Below are 21127 nucleotides of genomic sequence, written 5' to 3'. Positions count from 1 at the left end.
ACACGCTTCAGCAGCAGCGATTTGCCGGGCAATGGTCGCTTCAACATCGTCATGAAAGCAGAACCCCTCTGCAAATTGGGTCGAATCATAGCACGCCCGGCGCGCGATTTCGATCACGACCGCTTCATCGGGCTGCGCGCCTCGCCATCGCGCCAGTTGCCCAAAACCCACATATGGTCGAAGGCCGACCGGTAGTCGGGAAAGCGGAAGCGATAGCCGGCCGCCTTGATCGCCGTGTTGACGACACGCTTGTTCTCGCCATAGAAGGACCGCGCCATGGGCGAAAGTTGGGCGGTCTCGAACGGAATTTCCGGCGGCGGTGTGACGCCCATCAGCCCTGCGGCATAGGTGACGACGTCCTGCGGCGGCGCCGGCAGGTCGTCGGTGACGTTGAAGATGCCGCCGCTGGTGTGCTTGAGCAGATGCCAAAGCGCCCCCGCAATGTCGTCGCAATGGATGCGGTTGAACACCTGGCCCGGCTTGACCAGCCGCCGCGCGGTGCCGTTTTCCAGATTGACCAGGGCATTGCGGCCCGGCCCGTAGATGCCGGAAAGCCGCAGGATCGCCACCGGCCGGGCGATGTCTCGACCCAGCTTTAGCCAGTCCTGCTCGGCGGCGACACGCAGCATCGAGCGCTTCGACAGCGGCCTGCATTCGGAGGTCTCGTCGACCCAGCCGCCGCCATGGTCGCCGTAGACGCCGACGGTGGAGAGATAGGCGATCCATTCGAGCGCCGGCATCTTCGCGATTGCCTGGCGCGCCGCATTCAGCACCGGGTCGCCGGCCTCTTCCGGCGCCACCGAGACGACGAGGTGGGTTGTTTTCTCGAGCGCGTCGCTGATTTCAAGCGTCAGCGCGCCATCGAAAAGCAGCGGCTGGATTCCGGCTTGCCGCAGCGCTTCGAATTTCTCCGCTGCGCGTGTCGTGCCAAGGATCGTGCCAACATCCTTGCTGGCGCGGGCAAATGCCTTGCCCGAATAGCCGGCGCCGAAAATGAGGATCTGCTTCTCGCTCATGCATGCGCCTCGATCTGGTTTGCCAGCGCCAGGCGCCATTCGCGTCGCACGGCCTCGTCGCCTTCTGCTTTCACCGCAGCGGTGGCCGATTTGGCGAAATCCGAAGCCGGCACAAGCCGTGACAGCGCCCATACCGCTGCGCCGCGCACCAGCGGCGAGGCGTCACCGAGCAGCGCACGCACGGCGTTTCCGAGCGAGGGTTCGCCGGAATTGCCGGCGGCGATCAGCACGTTGCGGACAAGGCGGTCGCGACCGATGCGCTTGACCGGCGAACCGCTAAAGAACGACCGGAAGGAAGCGTCGTCGAGCGCCAACAGATCGGCGAGCGGCGGCTCGCGCAAGTCCGCGCGGGCGACGAGCTTTGCCTCGGACGCTGCCCGGGCAAACTTGTTCCATGGGCAGGCGGCCAGGCAATCGTCGCAGCCATAGATGCGGTTGCCGATTTTTTCGCGGAACTCGTGCGGGATCGGCCCCTTGTTCTCGATGGTGAGGTAGGAGATGCAGCGGCGCGCATCGAGCCGGTAGGGAGCCGGAAAGGCGTCAGTCGGGCAGGCGTCGAGACAGGCGCGGCAAGAGCCGCAATGATCGTCTTCGGGCGTATCGGATGCAAGCTCGGCCGTGGTGAAGATGGTGCCAAGGAACAGCCAGGAGCCGTGCTCGCGGCTGACCAGATTGGTGTGCTTGCCTTGCCAGCCGAGCCCGGCGGCTTCTGCCAGCGGCTTTTCCATCACCGGGGCGGTGTCGACGAACACTTTTACGTCGCTCCCAGAGTGCCCCACGATCTTGCCGGCGATCTCTTTCAGCCGGCCCTTCATCACATCGTGATAATCGCGGTTCTGCGCATAGACGGAGATCGCGCCGCGCTGGCGCCTGCCCAGCACCGCGCGCGGGTCGTGGTCCGGCCCGTAGTTCATGGCCAGCACGATGATCGAGCGAACTTCGGGCCAAAGCGCCATCGGCTCGCCGCGGCGTTCGAGCGTCTCGGCGATCCAACCCATCGAGCCGTGGAAGCCGTCGGCGACGAATGCGGCAAGCCGGGCCGGCGCCTGCGGGATGGCATCGGGCGTGGTGACGGCAACGGCATCGAAACCGGCGCGCCGCGCCTCGCGGTCGATCAGCGCGCGCAAGTTTTGCGCTCTAGAAATCGAGGTCCGCATAATGTGACACCGGCGACAGGCCGCGCACCCGGTCGGACAAAAGCGGCCGGAACGATGGCCGTGATTTCACCCGTGCATACCATTCGCGCGCGGCAGCGTGTTCGCGCCAGTCGATCTCGCCGAGATAGTCGAGCACGGACAGCGCAGCCGCAGCCGCGAGGTCGGCATAGGTGACCTTGCTGCCGGCCAGCCAATGGCGGGTGCCGGCCAGCCAGTTGGTGTATTTCATGTGCTGGCGGATGTTGGCGCGCGCGGCGCGGATCGCCGCCGAATCGGGCGAGCCGCCGCCCGCGGTTTCCGGCATGATCGGCTTCAGCACGCGCTCGCGCACCAGGTGCCGCGTCACCTCGCTATCGGCCTTGCTGAGATACCAGTCGGTCAGCCGGCGGATTTCGGCGCGCTCCATCGGGTCCTCGGCGAACAGCCGCTTGTCGCGCTTGAGCACGCCGCGCGTCTCGTCGAGATATTCGCCGATGACCATGGCGCCGACGATCGGCACGTCGCCCTCGGCAAGCAGGATCGGCAGCGTGCCGGCCGGGTTCAGCGCCAGGAACTCCTTGCGCCGCATCCACGGCTTTTCCTCGATCAGCGCCAGTTCCTCGCCATACTCGCCGAAAGCGAGGCGAACGAAGCGGCAGGTGGCGAACATCGGGTGGTGGAAAAGCGTCAGCATGGTCCCGCGATAATAGAGCGCACTGGCAAATCGCCGGCTGCGCCGGTAAGTCTTGGCCGCCCCGACTCAGGGGGCCGCCCCGATTCAAAGGGCCGTCAGGGTGCTGCGACCTATAGGAGGAGTTCCGCGCCATGACAAGCAAGCCGTTCTTCAAAGCTCTCACTCGAACGCCGAGGTTTCCATGGAAAGCCAGACCATTGTCGAAGCGCTGCTGCTCGGCATGATCGAGGGCATGACCGAGTTCATTCCGGTCTCGTCGACCGGCCATATCCTGCTTGCCGGTCATTTTCTCGGCTTCCATTCGACCGGCAAGGCCTTCGAGATCCTGATCCAGCTCGGCGCCATACTGGCGATCCTCAGCGTCTATTTCCATCGCCTGTGGCAGATGCTGGTCGACCTGCCGCGTGATCGGGTGACGCGGCATTTCGTTCTCGGCATCCTCGTCGCCTTTCTGCCGGCGGCCGTCATCGGCGCGCTGGCGCATGGCTTCATCAAGACGGTGCTGTTTGAATCGCCGAGGCTGATCTGCGTCATGCTGATCATCGGCGGCCTGGTCCTGCTGTGGGTGGATCGCTTCAAGCCGAAGCCGCTCTATCACGACGTCGAGCGGTTTCCGCTCCGGCTCTATCTGCAGATCGGACTGTTCCAGTGCCTTTCGCTGATCCCCGGCACGTCGCGTTCCGGTTCGACGATCGTCGGCGCGCTGCTTCTGGGCGTCGACAAACGCGCGGCTGCGGAATTCTCCTTCTTTCTCGCCATGCCGACGATGGTCGGCGCCTTCGCTTTCGACCTGTTCAAGAACCGCAATGTGCTGACCAGCGCCGATCTGCCCATCATCGCCGCCGGTTTCATCGCCGCCTTCGTCGCGGCGCTTATCGTCGTGCGCTTCCTGCTCAACTACGTCTCGCGCCACGGCTATTCGCTGTTCGGCTGGTGGCGGCTGGTTATCGGCACCGTCGGCCTGGCGGCGCTGTTCGTCCGGGGGTGAGGCGGCACGCTTATTTTGTCGCCAAGGGCTCTATTTGTTCGTTTGGCCTAACAATGTCGGCTGATGGTGGGGACGACCAGCGTAGACCCGCCCCTCCAACCCAAGCCGTCATCGCGGGGTCGCTCTCGCCCGTTTGCGTGCATCCGATCGCCAAATCGATCGCGTTCACCACTCTTCAGAACATTTTCACGCCGATATCATGACTTCGAACGAGCCCTCGCGTCCTCTCTCCCACGACGTTCCCACACGGTTCGGGCGTCGAACTGAGGAGATAAAGGATGATCAACCGCATCTTGGGAGTTCTCGTGATCGGCGCCGCGACCACCGCGTCCGCTGGTGATGGTCTGAGCCGCCACATTCTCGAACGGGCAGCAAGCTGTTGGCCTACGCAGACGGCGATGCGCGGGATCAGCTTCAGTGCAGATGTCCACGTCAGCTTCACCCGCGAGGGGCACGTCAGTGCCATCCAAATCGTCGACGTAGCGCCGCAGACCGAGACGTTCAAGGGCTTGGCCAGGGATTTCGCGGATGCATTGAAGCGCTGTGGTCCGTACGTCACCGAAGGCAAGAGCGAAATGAACCTCAATCTTTCATGGCCGCTGTAAACGCAGCGAAGTGCTGCTACTTCGTCACCGAGAATTCATAACGCTTGAAGCGAGGCAGCAGGATGTATTCGTTCGGGGCTCCGGGTGTGACGCTCAGGTTGCGGAACACGGCGCCACAGCCCGTCAGTTTACGCGGATAGGCGGTGCACAAGCTGTCGCCCTGCACCCACATTCGACCGGTCACGACCTCCTCACCAACTGTTCGGGTCACGCTGCCGTCTGCCGCAATCACAGCATGGTAGGCCAAGACATCGGGCAGAACCTGGCGTCCCGTCAGCTCGTGTCCGATCATGAGATTGCCGATGTCGACGCCATTCATCCGTTCAGCGGATTCGGGTTCCATTCCGGCAGGAAGCTCAGAAACCCCTGCCTTCCTCAAGCCATCGAGCAGGCGAACGATATCTTCCTGTCGCTTGTAGACGAAGAACTGCTGCGCGATCAGCAGGTTCGGCTGACCCTCCTGCCTTTCCGACAGCACGCTTCGGAGCTGCTCCAGGGCTGAGGCCGCTTCCGGCAGGCGATCGAGATGCGCAAGCGCTGCGACAAGAACATGCAGGCCGTAGAACTTCGTCCAGGGATTGGGCGACCGAACATCGACCTGCTCAAGCTGCGCGACCGCCTCCTCGTAGCGGCCCTGGCCGAACGCCGCCAAGCCAGCCTGATAGTGTCGCCACTCCGTCCACCCGGGATCGACGCGTAGGGCCGCCTCGAGAAAGGTTCGCCCCTCAGCCGGCCTGCCGTTGAAGATGAGGGCCTGGCTCAGCCCTTCGTAGGTCCAGGAATCGCTCGGGTCGAGCGCTATCGCCTTTTGCAGGGCAGCCACCGCCTCGTCGGACCTATGCTCCCGGACCAGAAGCTCGGAAATCAGTTGATAGTAACCGGGCGACGGATTTCCGGCAGCGATGGCCAGATTGCCGTAGAGCTCGTCGTCGATCTCGGTCCAACCAAGCCCTAGGGCCTGTCTCCTCGCGTCGTCGGCATCCCAGTGGAGCCATGCCAATTCCGCGGCCGCCGCGCCGAAATCGGCATCCAGCGCCAGGGCCTGGCGCAGGTAGCGAGATGCGTCCACGGTGCCTGATGGTGTATCCGTTCGTCGCGCCTCGATAGCGCGCCGAAAAGCCTGGTAAGCTTCCGGATCGTCAGTATCGCCGGACACGGCCAGGTTTGCTTTTCCCGGGACGAGCTTTAGCTGCAGCGCGGCGACAATCTGACCGGTCACCTGGTCCTGGAGCTTGAACACATCGCTGAATGGACCTTCGAACCGCTCGGCCCAGATCTGGCCAACCGTCGAGGCATCGACCAAGTGCGCATTGATGCGCACTTCATCGCCGAGACGTCGAACCGAGCCCTCCAGCAGGTAGCGGACGCCGAGCTCTTTCGCGATCTTCGCCGGCGGCAGACCGCTGTTGCGATATGCACGCGCGGCATTGTGCGAGACGACGAACAGGCCGGGAACGCGCGCCAGCTCTGTCGTCACATCGTCCGCGAAACCGTTGGCAAGATAGGCCTGCTCCTCGGCTTCGCTGAGATTTGCGAACGGCAGAACCGCGATCGAGAGCGAGGTCGGCACTCCCGTATCAAATGTAGGCCTCCAGATGAACGCCGCGACTGCGGCAATGATTGCCAGTACAGCGCTTACAAATATCAGGCTTCGCCGGCTTTTGGTCTCGTGCTGGTCAGGAGAGGCAGTGCCGTGAACCTGCGGGTAGCGATCGTGAGGTATGCCGGGCGCTTGGCTTTCGGGGACAAAGCGATATCCCCGTCGCGCGACTGTCTTGAGCAGGCTCTGCTTCTCGTCGCCGATGGCTTTCCTGATTTCGCTGATGCACTGGGAAAGACTGTTTTCCGTCACCGCGATGCCGGGCCAGACAGCGTCCAGGAGCTCCTCCTTGGTCACGACACGGTTGGCGTTGGCGACCAGATGCTTCAGCACCGCGAGCGATTGAGGCCTCAGCGGGACATCTTCACCATGCTCGCCGTGCAGGAGACCGGCGTCGAAATCGAACTCGACACCGTTTAGAACAAGGCTCGGTGGATTGACCAGGTTCAAGGCTGCTCTCGATCATCGTGCTGATCGTTCGGGCGGCATGTTGCTCGGCAGGCCGCCTTTGACTTGAGAATCGGCGCCTGTCGCCGAAAGTCAACCAGCGTTTGAAAGTCGGCGCTGCTTCCCGGGACGAAACCTTGGCGCTGCGATCGCAAACGTCCGGAAATTCGCGACCGAGCCGGCTGACGCATCGACTTGGATTATGCCGCGATGGAGCGTTCTACGTGGAATGGTCAATGCGCTGCGATCCGGATCCCATCGGCGACTTCCAGCGCCTAGCTTCGCCCGTAAAAAACATTCTCGACATGCACCGGCCAGCGCCAAGGCAGCACCGCGACCATGTCGAAGCGCACCGACAACCTGCCATAGTCGGACTGGCGCGACAGCCAGAGATCGGCGGCGTTTTCGATGCGGCGCTCCGATTCGCGGCGAACAGCCTCCATCGCTTCCACCAGCGTGCGGCGCGCCTTCACCTCGACGATCAGCACCAGGTCGCCGCGCCGCGCGATCAGGTCGATCTCGCCGAACCGTGTGCGGTGGCGGCGGGCCAGGATCCGATAGCCCTTCACCATCAATGCCGCAGCCGCCAGCCACTCGCTGCGGTGGCCGCGCCGATAGGCGCGCTGGCGGCTGGCGACCGGGCGTTCAGCCATCGCTGTCTTTCCCGGTGTCGCCGTCTTTGCCGGTGTCCTTGAGTTCGAGCAGCCGCCGGTAAAGCGCCTGCTTCTGGCCGCCGGTCATCTTGGCGGCTTCCGCCGCCGCCTTGGAGGCTGGCATCTCGGCGGCAAGCGAAAGCAGAAGCCGGTCGATGTCCGCCGGCTCGTCGGCCGTTGCGTCCGACGGGCCGACGCAGATGACGATCTCGCCCTTCGGCGTGTCGGCCGCCGCGTAATGATCGGCGAGCGACTGCAAGCTGCCGGTCCGGATCTCCTCGAAGGTCTTGGTCAGCTCGCGGCCGATCGCGGCCTTGCGGGCGCCGCCCAGCGCCTCGCCCATGGCACCGAGCGTCTCGGCCAGCCGGCGCGGCGATTCGAAGAAGATCAGCGTCGCCGGCACGGCTTTAAGCGCTTCCAGCCGGGTCAGCCGCTGGCCGGTCTTCACCGGCAGGAAGCCGGCGAACAGGAAGGCGTCGGAGGGCAGGCCGGAGGCCGTCAGCGCCGCGAGCGGCGCCGACGGGCCGGGGATCGGCACGACGCGAATGCCCTGGTCGATCGCTTCGCCGACCAGTCGGTAGCCCGGATCGGAGATCAGCGGCGTGCCAGCGTCCGAGATCAGCGCCACGCTCTGCCCGGCCAGCAAGGCTGCGATCAGTTTTGGGCCGGCCTCGCCGGCATTGTGCTCATGATACGCAGTGGTGCGGCGGCGGATGCCGTAGCGGTCGAGCAGCACGCGACTGACACGCGTGTCCTCGCAGGCGACGATGTCGGCGGCGGCGAGCGTTTCAAGCGCGCGTAATGTGATGTCGGCGAGATTGCCGATCGGCGTCGCCACCAGGTAGAGCGCCGGCTCGAGCGGCCGGGCCGGTATCTCGGTCTGGCCGATCACGTAGCTGCGTTTTGCCGACTCGCCGGTCACCGGTGTCCCCCATCAGGCTCTGACCTTGAATGCATTCGGCCCTGTTTGGCACGGCTCACGCCGGGTTGCAAAACCCATGCCGAAGTGACGCGGCTGTCATGGCTTTGCCACACTACGGAACGAAACCGTGCCCGACGGATTTATGCCTGATCTCGGGAGGAGCAGGATGGACAGCCTCAAGATACAAGACGTTTTCGAACCCTACTATGCTGGCCGCAAGCGCTTTGCCGTGCGAAAGGACAAGGGCCTGCCTGCCAAAGCCGGCGCCGGCTCGGCTAAAAAGCCGCGAAAGCGTCGGCCGTCAAAGGCAACCAAGCTCGAGATCGAGCCCTCGACCGGCACCGGCAGCACGATGGAGCACTGACCAGACGATGCCCAATCGCTTCGACATTTTCATCACCCGCCTTGAAACCAAAAGCTCCCGCAATGGAGCGTCCCCACATCCGACAAGCGATCGATACCGTGCACGCCGCGACAAGGGCGAGGCCAAGCCGGCTCGCGACGGTGAGGCGGACGCCGAGAAAGACCACGCCAGGCGCCGCCCCAAGCACGACGCCTGACTACCGCGACCTTCGCGATTGGCCGAGACACTTCCCTCTAAAGCGCGGGGGGAACGCTCGGCCGCATCATTCAACCCGGATAGTTCGAGACCCGCGCTTCCAGCAAACGCTTCCAGACTGGGTTCATGACTCGTCGTCTGGAATGTCGCCAGCCTCTGTTCATAACGTGCTAATATTGAACCTGCGTGCGCACTTGAGCGTACGGGAGAGGATCATGTCGGCAACTTTAACCGCACTGAGCAGCAGAGAGGCCTACAGGCTGGGAGATTTCAACCTGATTGGTCGTGGCGAACATGCCACCATACACTTGGAAGACGGGGAAGTTTCGCGCCAGCATGCAACGATCCGGCGCGACGGCGCGAACTACTGGGTTGTCGATGTCGGCAGTGCCAATGGCAGTTATGTGAATGACGTGGCGCTCACAACCGCGCGTGTGCTGCACACCGGCGATCGCGTCCAGTTCGGCAGATCGATTTTTCTTTTCGACCAGGGCACGACTGCCCCCGATCCAGACTCGCAAGTGGCGAACACAAAAACGCAATGGGGCAACCCGGCAGCCCCCAAGAGCCGGCCGGCCACCCTGTTCGTTGCTGATTTGAAGGAGTTTACCGCAATTAGCGCAAGGCTGTCCCCGGAACAGGTGGCGGCCCTCCTGGCCGAGTGGTACTTGGACTGCAATATGATCTTGAAGCACTACGGCGCCTCGATCGACAAATTCATCGGTGATTGTGTATTCGCTTATTGGCACGGGACCGCAGCGGATGCCTGTGTCTCTGCGGTTCAGGCTGCCCAGGCGCTCCGCGCTGCGGAAGACGCGGCTACGTCGCCAACCCGAGTACTGGTCCGGGAACAACAAGACATCGTACTCGACTGCCGCATTGGCCTTCATGTGGGTGAAGTTGCTATCGGCGCTATGGGCAAAGGCATCAACACCGCGCTGGGCGATGCCGTGAATTTGGCCTTTCGTATTGAGGGATTGACGCGAAAACTGGACAAGCCACTGTTGGTCAGCGCCCAATTCGTCGAGCACTGGCCTGAAGGCAGACAATATTTCAAGTCCTGCGGCCATCACGAGGTCAAAGGGCGCGCCGAGATGATCGAGGTATTCAGCCTAGAATAGTCGCGCCAGCATAGGAGAGGCAGCCATGGGGCTCAGAAATCTTCAGGCATTTCTATTCTTTTTGCTTCTGATCGTGCTGGGCTTTTCAGCGCCGCTACGCGCTGCGGAAGGTAAGCGCCTTGCGTTGGTAGTCGGGAATTCTGCCTACACGGCGACAACGCCGTTGGCGAACGCCGCCGCCGACGCCCGTGCCTTTACAGCGTTCCTGAAGGAAAACGGCTTCGAGGTAGACAGTCTGATCAATGTCGACCGGGCCGGTTTCGCGAGAGGACTCTCTACTTTTTCAAAGAAGATCGGGCCAGCCGACACCGCCTTGTTCTACTTCGCTGGCCACGGGATGCAGCTGAAAGGCGAAAATTTTCTGCTCGGGCTCGATGCCGAGCTGCTGTCGGAGTTTGATGTCGACGCCGAAGCCATCGCGCTGAATTCCATTATAGGCACTATGGAGCGGAAAGCCTCGCTGTCGCTTCTTTTCGTCGATGCCTGTCGCAATAATCCGATCGCCGACCGGCTGAATGCAAGCGTCGAAGGCGTCACCCGCGGCGCTGCCTTGAAGGGGCTGGCGCCTGTGGGTTCCACCGGCTCGGGAACGATGATCGCCTTCTCCGCTTCGCCTGGCCAGGTCGCCTACGATGGAGTCGGTGAGAACTCGCCTTTCACGACGGCCTTAGTTGAACATATGTCCAGCCCTTCGCTAGAGGTAGGTACGGCCTTCAAGCGTGTGATCCGCGATGTCCGCATAAAGACGAACAACCTCCAATCGCCGCAGATTGTCTCGAACATTGCCGCTGAATTTTACTTCAACGCCAGCGCGCCGGCGACCGCTGTCGCCGCATCCGATTTTCTCGCCCAGATAGATTTCGAAAAGGCCGAGCGCATTGCCACTGCACGCGGCTGGCAGCTTTACTTGGCCAAGCACCAATCCGGCTCTTTCTCCGACAGCGCTCGCGCTGCGCTGCGCCTGCTCGAACGTGGCGGCGATGGCCTCGTGTCGCCGCAGGAAGCTGAACGCCATATGAAGCTGACGCAGTCTCAACGCAAGGAAATCCAGCTGACGCTTTCCGACCTCGGATATGACATAGGTGCGGCGGACGGCAATCTCGGTCAAAAGACTCGCAGGGCGATCTCTCGATACCAGAAGGTGCTGGGGCTCACCGAGACTGGATACATCAATAGCGTCGTCGCCAACAGGCTGGAGCTGGTTGGCGTCACGAGCACGGATTCCGTCGTATCTGCCGACGAGGCGCGGCTCTTCGACCCCGAGGATTTGAAAGGGCTCGAAACCGATGAGCGCACTATTCGCGCCGCGCAGTGCCTCAGGGGCAAAGAAATCATCTACGGCGAGTTTGGGAGCCGCCTCTATGTGGCGGTTTACGATCGCCACTCGTCTTGGCAGACCGCCAAATCTGCTGCCCAGCGGTGTGAAGCGCATCTGGCGGCGATCTCGTCAAAGGCGGAGAACGACTTTATTTACGGGCTGTTCGAGACTGATGAACGGATGTTCGAAACTGGCTTCGACGGAAGAGTGTGTCCTACAAGATGGGTCCGTGGATCGGCCTTGAGCAGGATCCGGGGGGGCGCGAGCCTCGTGGCGGCTGGCGATGGTTGACCGGCGAGGCAATGACTTACAACAATTGGCTTCCCAACCACCCCAACGAGCACAAGCAGGGTGATGATTTTGCGATGTTTTATGCTCATTTGGACGGCAACCGCGACACGGCCGATCTCAAGGCGAGCACGTGGGACGACATGGGTCCGCAAAACAGCTCGCACGGCTACATTATCGAGTTTCAATAGGACGAGGTGGAAGATGGGATCGCCAGCATGCCTCTCGGCTGCCGCTTACCGGTTCTCGCCGGCTTCAACACACGCCCCGTGGCCGTGATCGATCGGCAGCCTCTGCCGAGGCACGTCACTCGCAGATTGTAAGTCGATCGCGGCAGAAGCCGCTGCCCCGGCGAGCCCCGGCGGCCCGCGCTCTGACCCTGCACTCATCGTGGGTTTCTGCCCTGCAAACGCGAGCTGGCCTGCTCGCGCCCGGAGCAGTGGCGGCACGCTTCTGTTCCGTTGGCGATCGTGGCCGGGTGTTCGGGTTATTCGCATGGCGGGGTTTTTCTATCGAATTCGGCCGGGCAACCACCGGACACACGCGAGCTGTGCTCCCTTCCAGTTTCCTCAAAGCAATTTCTGTCGGTTTCGCCATGTCGATCTCAGCGCCGGAGTAGCGAGCGAAACGGCGCAACGCCTCCTGGGTTCTTCCACCCCAGATGCCGTCTGGGTTTCCCGGATTACACCCAACGCGGCCAAGCTCGCGCTGTATCCGCTTCGCCAGTTCGTTCGGGGCATCTTCCTGGTTGGCGTCCGATTGATGATCTGCATTCTCCAACTGTTGAATCTGGAGTCTGGCGAGAGCCACAAACAGGCCGTCCGGGTACAGTCGAAGATAATCCTTTAACGCTCCGCTGCTTTTGGAGCCGCGGATTGAGGTCCACAACTCGATTTCCGTCAGGCTCGCATCTCGGCTGTTGTTGGCTGGCGAGACTGCCGTTGCGCCACGAGGAGGGGCAATGAAAATTTCCCTGCCAGGCAGCGATCCATACGTGAATGGTTCCTGCTTGCCGCCTGTCGCGGCCAGAACAGTGTCGCGAACCTTGCGAAACACGAATTGGATGTCTACCCCGGGTTCACCCAGATGCGCCAACAGCCCTGCAGTGTAGGGACTGTTCCGTCCCCCTCCATCGAATGCGGTCGTACCTTCCTTCGCAGCGTACCCGACCAAGGTTCCGGCTGCCGGCTCAATCGCAGCCAGGCCTCTGCCAATGGAACGCGTTGCATTTGATCTTCGCATGGCCGCGATAAAGGGGTTGTCCCGGCAAGCATCAAGTAGAACCACTCGCACGCCGGAGACACGGGACAACGCGTTCATCACCAAATCGAGCGGGATTGCCTCAAACTCCACGTCGGAATCAGCGCTCAGGCTGACATCTGTAGGAACCAGAAAATTTCTATTCTCAACCTCAACCCCATGTCCCGCAAAGAAGATTATTGCGAAATCAGCACCTTCCGCCTCGCGACCGAACTCCTGCAGAGCTTTCCTGAACGCGGTATGGTCCAAGTCCATCTTGCGAGATACTTTGAACCCTACCATTGAGAGCAAGGTCGCCATGTCAGCAGCGTCATTGTTCGGATTGGGAAGTCTAGCCACCCGCTGATAGTTCGAATTGCCGATCACCAGCGCAACGCGTTTTTCAGCCCACGCCACCTCCAGCCCGCCGATCAGGGCAAGGACAGCAAGCGCGATATTGAAGAGGCGCATTTTAGCCCCGCGGTCTGCTTCAACCGCATATTAGCGGCACCCGACAGAAGCTTGACCAGTCAGGCCCACGCTTGCAAGTAAATATCGGTCGCGGATTGCAGGCTGGCCCGGCGCTGGGATATTCCTTCGTAGTCCTGGCCTGTGCCTTTACCGCGCCAGATCCGCCACCACTGCATCCAGCACGATCATGCCGGCCGGCGTGGCGCGCAGGCGGGCATTGCCGATCGGCGCCACCAGCCCCTCGCCCTGCAGCATCGACAGCCGCGCCGTCGACAGGCCACGGCCGGAATACGCTTCATAGCGAGAGAGGTCGATGCCCTCGGCCAGCCTCAGCCCCATCAACAGGAACTCGTCGGCCTCTTCCGAGCGCGTCAGGATCTCGCCGCCGGTGACCCCATGGCCCTTGGCCTCGACCAGATTGGCCCAGGTTTCCGGCATTCGTTCGGCGATCGTCACCACGCGACGGCCGTTTTCGACGAAGCGGCCATGCGCGCCGGGACCGACGCCGACATATTCGCCATAGCGCCAATAGGTGAGATTGTGCCGGCTTTCGGCGCCTGGTCTGGCGTGGTTCGAAATCTCATAGGCCGGCAGCCCATGCGCGGCGGTGATCTCCTGCGTCAGCGCATAGAGATCGGCGGCATGGTCATTGTCGGGAATAGCGAATTTCCTGGCCGCATGCAGCGCGTGGAACGGCGTGCCTTCCTCGATGGTCAACTGGTAGAGCGACAAATGGTCGGCGGCATGGCCGATCGCCTGCTCGAGCTCCGCCTGCCACGCTTCCGGTGTCTGGCCGGGCCGTGCGTAGATCAGATCGAACGACAGCCGCGGGAAAATCTCACGCGCCAGCCCAATCGCATGCAGCGCTTCATCGACATTGTGCAGCCGGCCGAGAAAGCGCAGATCCTTGTCGTTCAGCGCCTGCACGCCGAGCGACACTCGGTTGACGCCTGCCTCCCGATAGCCGCGAAAGCGCTCGGCCTCGACCGAAGACGGGTTGGCTTCCAGCGTCACCTCGATGCCGGCAGGCACCGTCCAGTTCTTCGCCACCGCGTCCAGCACCGTCGCGACGGTTTGCGGCTTCATCAGTGATGGCGTGCCGCCGCCGAGAAAAATGCTGGTCACCTCGCGCGGTCCGGTGCGGTTGCGCATCGTCGCAAGCTCGGTCTCGAAGGCGCGCGCGAAACGCTCCTGGTCGACCGGCTGGTGGCGGACATGGCTGTTGAAGTCGCAATAGGGGCACTTGGCCGCGCAGAACGGCCAGTGCACGTAGACGCCGAAACCGGGGCTGCGGTCGAGCAGCATGGTCATTTCACCGCCGATCGCGCCAAATCCAGTCTGGCCTGTGCGAATTTCTGGAAGGCGCGAGCCCGATGCGACAATGCCGTCGGCTGGCCGGGCTTCCAGCCATGTTTCTCCTCTGCGGTCATCTCGCCAAAAGTCTTTTGGAAACCGTCCGGCACGAACACCGGGTCGTAGCCGAAGCCGAGTTCGCCGCGCGGCGGCCATACCAGCGTGCCCTCGACCTCACCTCGGAAATATTCGGCCGCGCCGTCGGGAAAGGCCAGGCAGATGACGGCGACGAAACGGCCCTTGCGCTGCGCTGGATCAACCGCGCCGATTTCCTGCAACGCCACTTCGGCTCGCTGCATCGCCATGCCGAAGTCGCGGCTCCCGTCGGGCGCCTCGGCCCAGTTGGCGGTGTAGACGCCGGGCGCTCCGCCCAGCGCATCGACACACAGGCCGGAATCGTCCGACAATGCCGGCAGGCCTGTCGCCTTGGCGGCGGCAAAGGCCTTGATATAGGCGTTCTCCTCGAAGGTGGTGCCGGTCTCGTCCGGCTCCGGCAGGCCATATTCCTTGGCCGACTTCGCTTCTATGCCGAACGGCGCCATCAGATCGGCGAATTCGCGCAATTTGCCGGCATTGTGGCTGGCGACAACGATCTCATGTCCATCAAGCGACTGCATCAGATGCCCCAGATTCTTGGTTCGGCGAATTCGATCGAATTGCCGGAGGGGTCGCGAATATAGATCGAGCGGCCACCCTGCGGCCATTCGAACTCGCTCTCGATGGCGATTTTCTTGCGCTCAAGATGCGCTCTCCAGCGCACGATCTCGTCCGCGCTCGCCGCAAAGCAGAGATGGCCGTCGCCGACCGTGCCGTGCGGCGGCACTTTCAGCTTGGCATCGGGCGCCGGCGGCATCTTGGTCGCCTCGGCGTTGAAGATGAGCAGCACGCCGTCCCCGCAACGGAAGAAAAGATGCCTGCCGTCGACCTTGCCCAGCAGATCGAGCCCGAGCACATCGGTGTAGAATTTTTCCGCGGCAGCGAGGTCGATCACATATAGCGCTGATTCGAGGATGGCAGAAGGGGTCATGACAGGGTTAAGCTACAGCCATCTGCTGCAGGCTGACCAGTCGCGCAATACCTTTCTTGGCCAATTCCATCAGCGCCGCAAATTGCTCTTCCGAGAAAGGCTCGCCCTCGGCCGTGCCTTGTATCTCGACAATGCCGCCCTTGCCGGTCATGACGAAATTGGCGTCGGTGCCGGCCGATGAATCCTCGAGATAGTCGAGGTCGATGACCGGCTGGCCGTCGTGGATGCCGCAGGAGATAGCCGCGACATGGTCCTTCAGCACCTTGGCGACGCTGGCCATCTGCCGGGCTTCCATCCAGCGCAGGCAGTCGTAAAGCGCCACCCAGCCGCCGGTGATCGAGGCGGTGCGCGTGCCGCCATCGGCCTGGATCACGTCACAGTCGACGGTGATCTGCTGCTCACCCAGCGCCTGCAGATCGACCACTGCGCGCAGCGAACGGCCGATCAGCCTCTGGATTTCCAGCGTGCGGCCGCCTTGCTTGCCAGCCGAAGCCTCGCGGCGCATGCGCTCGCCGGTCGAGCGCGGCAGCATGCCGTATTCCGCCGTCACCCAGCCCTTGCCGGAATTGCGCATCCAGCCCGGCACCTTTTCTTCGAGGCTGGCGGTGCAAAGCACGTGGGTGTCGCCGAACTTCACCAGGCACGAGCCTTCCGCGTGCTTGGAGACGCCGCGCTCAAAGGAGATGGCGCGCATTTCGTCGAACTGGCGTTTGGAAGGGCGCATTCAGGCTTCTTTCTTGTCGATTTAGGAGTCGTGGCCGGCTTGTAGCCGCACGCGACGAGAGGCGCAAAGGAAAATGGACCAGTTGCGCGGGCGCGGCCGATGTCTATATCCTTGGGCCGGAGGTATTTGGCTCGAATGACCAAGGCAGTCGATCCCGGTTCCCAGTCGGCGGCAGCGCTCCAATCCCCCGCGCTTCAATCGCCCGCCCTTCAATCGCTCGACATGCGCTCGCGCGACATCTTTCGGCGCATTGTCGATTCCTATCTGAAGGACGGCGAGCCGGTCGGCTCGCGCAGCCTGTCGCGTATCCTGCCGTCTTCGCTGTCGCCGGCCACCATCCGCAATGTGATGAGCGATCTCGAGCATCTCGGCCTGATCTACGCGCCGCATATCTCAGCCGGCCGATTGCCGACCCAGGCCGGCCTGCGCTTCTTCGTCGATGCCTTCATGGAGCTTGGTGATCTCTCCGACGAGGAGCGCCGCACCATCGAGGCGCAGGTACGCGCCTCCGGCTCTGGTGCGACGCTGGAGCACATGCTCACCGAGGCGAGCCAGATGCTGTCCGGCATGTCGCGCGGCGCCGGCCTCGTGCTTGCCGCCAAGAACGAGGTGGCGCTCAAGCATATCGAATTCATCCAGCTCGAGCCGAACAAGGCGCTGGCCGTGCTGGTGTCGCAGAACGGCGACGTCGAAAACCGCGTCGTCGACCTGCCCGCCGGCATCACTGTCTCGCAACTGCACGAAGCCTCGAATTTCCTCAACGCCCATATCCGCGGTCGCACGCTGGCCGAGGCGCGGGTCGAGATCGCCCGCATCAAGGAAGAAACCAGGGCCGCCCTCGACACGCTGTCGCAGGATTTAGTCGAGAAGGGCCTTGCTGTCTGGGCAGGCGCCGAGAGCGGCTTGCCGGCGCGTCTCATCGTGCGCGGTCGCGCCAATCTGCTGGAAAATGTCACCGCCCAGGCCGACATCGAGCTGCTGCGGCATTTGTTCGAGGATCTGGAGACGCAGGACGGGCTGATCCAGCTTCTCGACCTCGCGGAGGAAGGCTCCGGCGTGCGCATCTTCATCGGCTCGGAGAACAAGCTGTTTTCGCTGTCGGGGTCGTCGCTGGTCGTGGCGCCCTATCGCGACAAGGACGCCCGCGTCATCGGCGCGCTCGGCGTCATCGGCCCGACCCGGCTGAACTATGCACGCATCGTGCCGATGGTCGACTATACCGCGCAGCTTATTTCCCGCATGCTGCGATAATGCATGTCGCCCAAAAAACCGAAGCGCGTCGCACGGATCCTTCCAACGCGACACGCTTAAGGGAACCTCAAGGAGAAAAAAATGGCGCTGGAATCATTCAAGGCTCAGATCAGCCTGTTGCTCGAGCAGATGATCAACCAGCCCGAGGATCAGCATGAAGTGCAGGAGCAGTTGCGCGAAAAGCTGGGGGAGATGCGCGCCATGGGCCTGCCGCTGCCGGCCGATCTCGTCGCGCTGGAAAAGCGCCTCGACGACGATTTCTACGCCGCCGGGAACTGAGCCCGAAAGGTGCAAGGACGGCTAGCCGACCGGCGAGCATGAGGATCTCGTGACCGGATTCGTCGTCTCCGGCGACGCGGTCTGGGGCCGACCGGCAAGTGATGCGGTGCCCGGAGGACGGCGACGGTTGCATCTGGCCGTCACCTGCGGGCGAGGATGTATTCAGCATGCGACCCAGCGGATATTTTCAAACGGCAGACTAGCTTGCGCGGCCGAAGGCTTTATCCTGCCTGGTCGAGACTTAGTTGCCTGACTCACTTGATTGCCTGACCCTTGCCCATCTGACCTCTTGGGAGCGAAACCAATGAACAAGCCCGCCACCACCGTGCCTGTGCCCGGCCGCGGCCGCATCTACAATTCGATCACCGAGACGATCGGCGACACGCCGCTGGTGCGGCTCGACAAGTTCGCCGGGGAAAAGGGCGTCGTCGCCAATCTGCTGGCCAAGCTCGAATTCTTCAACCCGATCGGCTCGGTCAAGGATCGCATCGGTGTCTCGATGATCGAGGCGCTGGAGGCATCGGGCAGGATCGCGCCCGGCAGGACCACGCTGATCGAGCCAACCTCGGGCAACACCGGCATCGCGCTCGCCTTCGCCGCCGCCGCCAAGGGCTACAAGCTGATCCTGACCATGCCGGAAACCATGTCGGTCGAACGCCGCAAGATGCTGGCGCTGCTGGGCGCCGAACTGGTGCTGACCGAAGGGCCGAAAGGCATGAAAGGCGCCATCGCCAAGGCCGACGAACTGGCCGCGACGCTGCCCGACGCCATCATTCCGCAGCAGTTCGAAAATCCCGCCAATCCGGAAATTCACCGCCGCACCACAGCCGAGGAAATCTGGAACGACACTCATGGCGAAGTCGACATCTTTGTCGCCGGCATCGGCACCGGCGGCACCATCACCGGCGTCGGCCAGGTGCTGAAGCAGCGCAAGCCCTCCGTGCATGTCGTCGCCGTCGAGCCGGAGGCCTCGCCGGTGCTGTCGGGCGGCCAGCCCGGCCCGCACAAGATCCAGGGCATCGGCGCCGGCTTCGCGCCGAAGATCCTCGACACGACCATCTATGACGAGATCGTCAAGGTCTCCAACGAGGATTCGGTCGCCAATGCGCGGCTTGTCGCCCGCCTCGAAGGCGTGCCGGTCGGCATCTCGTCGGGCGCTGCCCTGCAGGCGGCGATCGTCGTCGGCTCGCGGCCGGAGAACGAGGGCAAGAACCTGGTGGTAGTCATTCCGTCCTTCGCCGAACGCTATCTGTCGACGATCCTGTTCGAAGGGCTGGGGGCTTAGGGCATATTTGTGCCGGCCTGCGGTTGCGGTTTCCTGCGCTTCCGTAGCGCCCGCCAATTGTCGAAGCCGGCGCCGCCCCTCATCCTGCCTGCCGGCATCCTCTCCCCGTAAACGGGGCGAGGGGGCGCTCTCATTGACGGGTTCGCCAATCGCCAGCGTTGCAGAAAAAAGTGCCGACACCGCGACCCGGCCTCTTTCTCCCCGTTTACGGTCCACCCTCCGCAGTTGCTGCGGAGGACGGGCAGGACAATGAGGGGCGGCGCCAGCGGCCGGCCTTAGATCCCAAACATCGGATCATGTCTGATCCCGGCCTTTCCCGCACCTCATTCTTCGGCTGCGAGCCCAGCCCGTCGTGCCTGCAGGAACCGGCGCACGGCCGGGTCGCGTTCGAGGCCGATCGCCCGGTCATAGGCCTCAGTAGCCTCCCGAGTTTTGCCGAGTCTGGCCAGAAGGCCCGCGCGGGCGGCCCAGTAAGGCTGATAATCATGCAGCCGCTTGTCTCCACCAAGCTCATCAAGTGCACTCAATCCCGCCGCGGCGCCGTCGGCCTCGGCAATGGCCACCGCGCGGTTGATCGAGACCACCGGCGAGGCGGCAATCACCGACAGCGCGTCGTAGAGATGTCTGATCGCGACCCAGTCGGTCCGCCCGGTCAGCCGCCTGGTCGTATGGGCGGATTGCACGGCCGCCTCGAGCTGGTAGCGGCCGACGACGCCCTTGGTCGCGGCGCGCCTGAGCAGTGTCTCAGCTTCGTCGATCAAGGCGCCGTCCCACAGCGCAAGCTCCTGCTCGGCCAGTGGCACATAGTCCCCGGCGGCGTTGCGCCGCGCCGCACGCCGCGCCTCGGCAAACAGCATCAGCGCCAGCAGGCCAAGCGCTTCCGGCTCATCCGGCATCAGCGAGGCTACCAGCCGGCCGAGCCAGATGCCTTCGGTCGCGAGATTGCGGCGGCGGGTTTCGGTGCCGGCCGGGTCGGACCAGCCTTCGGCGAACGCGGCGTAGATCGCTTCCAGCACCGCATCCAGCCGCTCGCCGAGTTCGGTCCTTTCAGGCACCCGGAACGGAATGCCGGTTTCGCGGATGCGGCTTTTGGCGCGCACCAGGCGCTGGCCCATCGTTGCCGGCGACACCAGGAAGGCCGAGGCGATCGTCGCTGCGTCGAAGCCCAGAATGGCCTGCAGGATCAGCGGCGCGCGCACGCCAGCCTCGATCGCCGGATGGGCACAGGCAAACATCAGCCGCAGCCGCTCATCGGGCAGGTCTTCATCGATCATGCGGGCCTCCATCTCCTCTGCGATCAGCCTGAGATGGTCGCGGCTCGCCTCACTGGTCAGCCGCCGCCGGATCGCGTCGACGCGGCGTCTGCACGCCACCGCCAGCAGCCAGGCTTCCGGCTTCTGCGGCACGCCGGTTTGCGGCCAGCGCTCCAGCGCCGCCGCAAAGGCGTCGGCCAGCGCGTCCTCGGCGCCGGCCACGTCGCGCGTGCGGGCGGCGAGGAAGGCGATGAGCTTGCCGTAGCTTTGCCGGGCGGCCGCTTCCGCCGCCGCCCGGGCGACCTCAAGGTCATTCGTCATCACATGGTTTGTTCCCAGATCGGCCGCACCTCGACTGTGCCGGTGCTGGCAGCTGGGCATCGCGCCGCCCAGGCAATAGCCGCGTCGGCGTCCTCCGCCTCGATCATGTAGAAACCGGCGAGCTGCTCCTTGGTATCGGCATAGGGACCGTCGAGCACATTGGTCTTGCCGTTGGCCATCCGCACCGAGGTCGCGGCTTGGGTCGGCTTCAGCCGGTCACCGGCCAACCAGGAGCCGGACTTCTTCAACGCTTCGGTATAGGCGCCATAGGCTGCGCTGATCTCGTAGGTCTTCTCCGTCGGCGCGGCCGCCATCGCGGCTTCGTTCACGTAGATCAAAAGCATGTATCGCATGGTCTTCTCCATTTTCGAAGGCCGCATCGTTGCGAGCCGAACGTATGTCGCGCGGCCACGCGCGATTTCGACAGGCTCTGCGAAAATCTTTCGGCTCCGATCGCACATCGCGCAAGCGGCCATGCGTTGCGGCATCACCCAGCCGTTCGTCTAGAGCGCGATGATTTTAGGTTGGGACATAGCCGGCCTCGGTGAAGTAGTTGGCGCATTCCTTTGATGTGACG

The 21127-nt window shown here is 63.2% G+C and carries 22 protein-coding genes; 9 read left to right on the top strand and 13 right to left on the bottom strand.

From position 1 onward, the window contains the following. Nucleotides 1-113 precede the first annotated feature (113 nt). Genes AC0L2V_RS29030 through AC0L2V_RS29020 form a run of 3 tightly spaced genes read right to left on the bottom strand, consistent with a single transcriptional unit; the run spans nucleotide 114 to nucleotide 2846 of the window. Entirely contained in the window at nucleotides 114-1016 is a 903-nt protein-coding gene (locus tag AC0L2V_RS29030; RefSeq protein ID WP_473521851.1) for an SDR family oxidoreductase, read from the bottom strand. Next, entirely contained in the window at nucleotides 1013-2173 is a 1161-nt protein-coding gene (gene queG / locus AC0L2V_RS29025; RefSeq protein WP_473521850.1) for a tRNA epoxyqueuosine(34) reductase QueG, read from the bottom strand. Before queG ends, AC0L2V_RS29030 begins: the two co-directional genes overlap by 4 nt. Beyond that, nucleotides 2154-2846, bottom strand: coding sequence for a glutathione S-transferase family protein (locus AC0L2V_RS29020; RefSeq protein ID WP_128169289.1), 693 nt, complete (start codon nucleotides 2844-2846; stop codon nucleotides 2154-2156). Before AC0L2V_RS29020 ends, queG begins: the two co-directional genes overlap by 20 nt. 181 nt (nucleotides 2847-3027) lie before the next feature. Between AC0L2V_RS29020 and AC0L2V_RS29015 the strand changes: the two genes are divergently transcribed. After that, nucleotides 3028-3834: an undecaprenyl-diphosphate phosphatase gene (locus AC0L2V_RS29015; RefSeq protein ID WP_023803684.1), complete on the top strand. Its 807-nt coding sequence runs from the start codon at nucleotides 3028-3030 to the stop codon at nucleotides 3832-3834. A gap of 278 nt (nucleotides 3835-4112) precedes the next feature. After that, nucleotides 4113-4439 carry a hypothetical protein gene (locus tag AC0L2V_RS29010; RefSeq protein WP_287171831.1) on the top strand — a complete coding sequence of 109 codons (327 nt, stop codon included), beginning with the start codon at nucleotides 4113-4115 and terminating at the stop codon, nucleotides 4437-4439. 16 nt (nucleotides 4440-4455) lie between these two features. Here the strand turns inward: AC0L2V_RS29010 and AC0L2V_RS29005 are convergent, their stop codons facing one another. The 3 genes from AC0L2V_RS29005 to rsmI all read right to left on the bottom strand — a co-directional run bounded on the left by AC0L2V_RS29005 (nucleotide 4456) and on the right by rsmI (nucleotide 8061). Next, nucleotides 4456-6372: a winged helix-turn-helix domain-containing protein gene (locus AC0L2V_RS29005; RefSeq protein WP_473521879.1), complete on the bottom strand. Its 1917-nt coding sequence runs from the start codon at nucleotides 6370-6372 to the stop codon at nucleotides 4456-4458. A 389-nt stretch (nucleotides 6373-6761) separates the two neighbouring features. Next, the gene (locus AC0L2V_RS29000) at nucleotides 6762-7139 is read right to left on the bottom strand and encodes a YraN family protein (protein ID WP_473521849.1); all 378 of its coding nucleotides are present in this window, start codon (nucleotides 7137-7139) and stop codon (nucleotides 6762-6764) included. After that, the gene (rsmI, locus tag AC0L2V_RS28995; protein ID WP_473521848.1) at nucleotides 7132-8061 is read right to left on the bottom strand and encodes a 16S rRNA (cytidine(1402)-2'-O)-methyltransferase; all 930 of its coding nucleotides are present in this window, start codon (nucleotides 8059-8061) and stop codon (nucleotides 7132-7134) included. The genes AC0L2V_RS29000 and rsmI overlap by 8 nt, the downstream gene beginning before the upstream one ends. Nucleotides 8062-8227: 166 nt before the next feature. Between rsmI and AC0L2V_RS28990 the strand changes: the two genes are divergently transcribed. The 4 genes from AC0L2V_RS28990 (at nucleotide 8228) to AC0L2V_RS28975 (ending at nucleotide 11538) form a co-directional block, all read left to right on the top strand. Then, the gene (locus tag AC0L2V_RS28990) at nucleotides 8228-8425 is read left to right on the top strand and encodes a hypothetical protein (RefSeq protein ID WP_023803681.1); all 198 of its coding nucleotides are present in this window, start codon (nucleotides 8228-8230) and stop codon (nucleotides 8423-8425) included. Nucleotides 8426-8835: 410 nt separating this feature from the next. Continuing rightward, nucleotides 8836-9741 (top strand): FHA domain-containing protein, encoded by a 906-nt coding sequence (locus AC0L2V_RS28985; protein ID WP_473521847.1) that lies wholly within the window; start codon nucleotides 8836-8838, stop codon nucleotides 9739-9741. A gap of 25 nt (nucleotides 9742-9766) precedes the next feature. Beyond that, nucleotides 9767-11350 (top strand): caspase family protein, encoded by a 1584-nt coding sequence (locus AC0L2V_RS28980; protein WP_473521846.1) that lies wholly within the window; start codon nucleotides 9767-9769, stop codon nucleotides 11348-11350. Nucleotides 11351-11361: 11 nt separating this feature from the next. Further along, nucleotides 11362-11538 (top strand): C-type lectin-like domain-containing protein, encoded by a 177-nt coding sequence (locus tag AC0L2V_RS28975; protein ID WP_473521845.1) that lies wholly within the window; start codon nucleotides 11362-11364, stop codon nucleotides 11536-11538. A gap of 115 nt (nucleotides 11539-11653) precedes the next feature. Here AC0L2V_RS28975 and AC0L2V_RS28970 read toward each other — a convergent pair whose 3' ends face one another. The 5 genes from AC0L2V_RS28970 to rph form a co-directional block, all read right to left on the bottom strand. Beyond that, nucleotides 11654-13057, bottom strand: coding sequence for a caspase family protein (locus AC0L2V_RS28970; protein WP_473521844.1), 1404 nt, complete (start codon nucleotides 13055-13057; stop codon nucleotides 11654-11656). A gap of 147 nt (nucleotides 13058-13204) precedes the next feature. Beyond that, nucleotides 13205-14368 (bottom strand): radical SAM family heme chaperone HemW, encoded by a 1164-nt coding sequence (hemW, locus tag AC0L2V_RS28965; protein ID WP_473511679.1) that lies wholly within the window; start codon nucleotides 14366-14368, stop codon nucleotides 13205-13207. Beyond that, entirely contained in the window at nucleotides 14365-15027 is a 663-nt protein-coding gene (gene rdgB, locus AC0L2V_RS28960) for an RdgB/HAM1 family non-canonical purine NTP pyrophosphatase (protein WP_473511677.1), read from the bottom strand. The genes hemW and rdgB overlap by 4 nt, the downstream gene beginning before the upstream one ends. Continuing rightward, nucleotides 15027-15437, bottom strand: a complete 411-nt coding sequence (locus AC0L2V_RS28955) for a VOC family protein (RefSeq protein WP_473511676.1) — start codon at nucleotides 15435-15437, stop codon at nucleotides 15027-15029. The genes rdgB and AC0L2V_RS28955 overlap by 1 nt, the downstream gene beginning before the upstream one ends. 7 nt (nucleotides 15438-15444) lie before the next feature. Further along, nucleotides 15445-16161, bottom strand: a complete 717-nt coding sequence (rph, locus tag AC0L2V_RS28950) for a ribonuclease PH (RefSeq protein ID WP_023803674.1) — start codon at nucleotides 16159-16161, stop codon at nucleotides 15445-15447. A gap of 135 nt (nucleotides 16162-16296) precedes the next feature. On the opposite strand from rph, the gene hrcA reads away from it, so the two are divergent. The 3 genes from hrcA (at nucleotide 16297) to cysK (ending at nucleotide 18976) form a co-directional block, all read left to right on the top strand. Further along, nucleotides 16297-17412, top strand: a complete 1116-nt coding sequence (gene hrcA, locus AC0L2V_RS28945) for a heat-inducible transcriptional repressor HrcA (RefSeq protein ID WP_027155899.1) — start codon at nucleotides 16297-16299, stop codon at nucleotides 17410-17412. A gap of 81 nt (nucleotides 17413-17493) precedes the next feature. After that, nucleotides 17494-17691, top strand: coding sequence for a hypothetical protein (locus tag AC0L2V_RS28940; protein ID WP_023803672.1), 198 nt, complete (start codon nucleotides 17494-17496; stop codon nucleotides 17689-17691). Between the two features lie 304 nt (nucleotides 17692-17995). Beyond that, nucleotides 17996-18976 (top strand): cysteine synthase A, encoded by a 981-nt coding sequence (cysK, locus tag AC0L2V_RS28935; protein WP_023803671.1) that lies wholly within the window; start codon nucleotides 17996-17998, stop codon nucleotides 18974-18976. A 323-nt stretch (nucleotides 18977-19299) separates the two neighbouring features. On the opposite strand, the gene AC0L2V_RS28930 is transcribed toward cysK, so the two are convergent. Together AC0L2V_RS28930 and AC0L2V_RS28925 are read right to left on the bottom strand one after the other, a co-directional pair. Further along, the gene (locus tag AC0L2V_RS28930) at nucleotides 19300-20550 is read right to left on the bottom strand and encodes an RNA polymerase sigma factor (RefSeq protein WP_473511674.1); all 1251 of its coding nucleotides are present in this window, start codon (nucleotides 20548-20550) and stop codon (nucleotides 19300-19302) included. After that, the gene (locus AC0L2V_RS28925; RefSeq protein WP_027155901.1) at nucleotides 20550-20903 is read right to left on the bottom strand and encodes a YciI family protein; all 354 of its coding nucleotides are present in this window, start codon (nucleotides 20901-20903) and stop codon (nucleotides 20550-20552) included. The genes AC0L2V_RS28930 and AC0L2V_RS28925 overlap by 1 nt, the downstream gene beginning before the upstream one ends. Nucleotides 20904-21127 lie beyond the last annotated feature (224 nt).

Source organism: Mesorhizobium sp. WSM4814 (assembly GCF_055811595.1).
Note: the sequence above shows the minus strand (reverse complement) of the source record. Positions and strands in the feature narration are given on the sequence as shown.

Coding starts and splice junctions, on each gene's coding strand:
- AC0L2V_RS29010 (WP_287171831.1), top strand. CDS start 4,113: ATGATCAACCGCATCTTGGGAGTTCTCGTGATCGGCGCCGCGACCACC.
- AC0L2V_RS28955 (WP_473511676.1), bottom strand. CDS start 15,437: ATGACCCCTTCTGCCATCCTCGAATCAGCGCTATATGTGATCGACCTC.
- AC0L2V_RS28970 (WP_473521844.1), bottom strand. CDS start 13,057: ATGCGCCTCTTCAATATCGCGCTTGCTGTCCTTGCCCTGATCGGCGGG.
- AC0L2V_RS28980 (WP_473521846.1), top strand. CDS start 9,767: ATGGGGCTCAGAAATCTTCAGGCATTTCTATTCTTTTTGCTTCTGATC.
- cysK (WP_023803671.1), top strand. CDS start 17,996: ATGAACAAGCCCGCCACCACCGTGCCTGTGCCCGGCCGCGGCCGCATC.
- hemW (WP_473511679.1), bottom strand. CDS start 14,368: ATGACCATGCTGCTCGACCGCAGCCCCGGTTTCGGCGTCTACGTGCAC.
- rph (WP_023803674.1), bottom strand. CDS start 16,161: ATGCGCCCTTCCAAACGCCAGTTCGACGAAATGCGCGCCATCTCCTTT.
- AC0L2V_RS28930 (WP_473511674.1), bottom strand. CDS start 20,550: ATGACGAATGACCTTGAGGTCGCCCGGGCGGCGGCGGAAGCGGCCGCC.
- AC0L2V_RS29015 (WP_023803684.1), top strand. CDS start 3,028: ATGGAAAGCCAGACCATTGTCGAAGCGCTGCTGCTCGGCATGATCGAG.
- AC0L2V_RS28985 (WP_473521847.1), top strand. CDS start 8,836: ATGTCGGCAACTTTAACCGCACTGAGCAGCAGAGAGGCCTACAGGCTG.
- AC0L2V_RS28975 (WP_473521845.1), top strand. CDS start 11,362: ATGACTTACAACAATTGGCTTCCCAACCACCCCAACGAGCACAAGCAG.
- rdgB (WP_473511677.1), bottom strand. CDS start 15,027: ATGCAGTCGCTTGATGGACATGAGATCGTTGTCGCCAGCCACAATGCC.
- AC0L2V_RS29030 (WP_473521851.1), bottom strand. CDS start 1,016: ATGAGCGAGAAGCAGATCCTCATTTTCGGCGCCGGCTATTCGGGCAAG.
- hrcA (WP_027155899.1), top strand. CDS start 16,297: ATGACCAAGGCAGTCGATCCCGGTTCCCAGTCGGCGGCAGCGCTCCAA.
- AC0L2V_RS28940 (WP_023803672.1), top strand. CDS start 17,494: ATGGCGCTGGAATCATTCAAGGCTCAGATCAGCCTGTTGCTCGAGCAG.
- AC0L2V_RS29000 (WP_473521849.1), bottom strand. CDS start 7,139: ATGGCTGAACGCCCGGTCGCCAGCCGCCAGCGCGCCTATCGGCGCGGC.
- queG (WP_473521850.1), bottom strand. CDS start 2,173: ATGCGGACCTCGATTTCTAGAGCGCAAAACTTGCGCGCGCTGATCGAC.
- AC0L2V_RS28925 (WP_027155901.1), bottom strand. CDS start 20,903: ATGCGATACATGCTTTTGATCTACGTGAACGAAGCCGCGATGGCGGCC.
- AC0L2V_RS29020 (WP_128169289.1), bottom strand. CDS start 2,846: ATGCTGACGCTTTTCCACCACCCGATGTTCGCCACCTGCCGCTTCGTT.
- AC0L2V_RS28990 (WP_023803681.1), top strand. CDS start 8,228: ATGGACAGCCTCAAGATACAAGACGTTTTCGAACCCTACTATGCTGGC.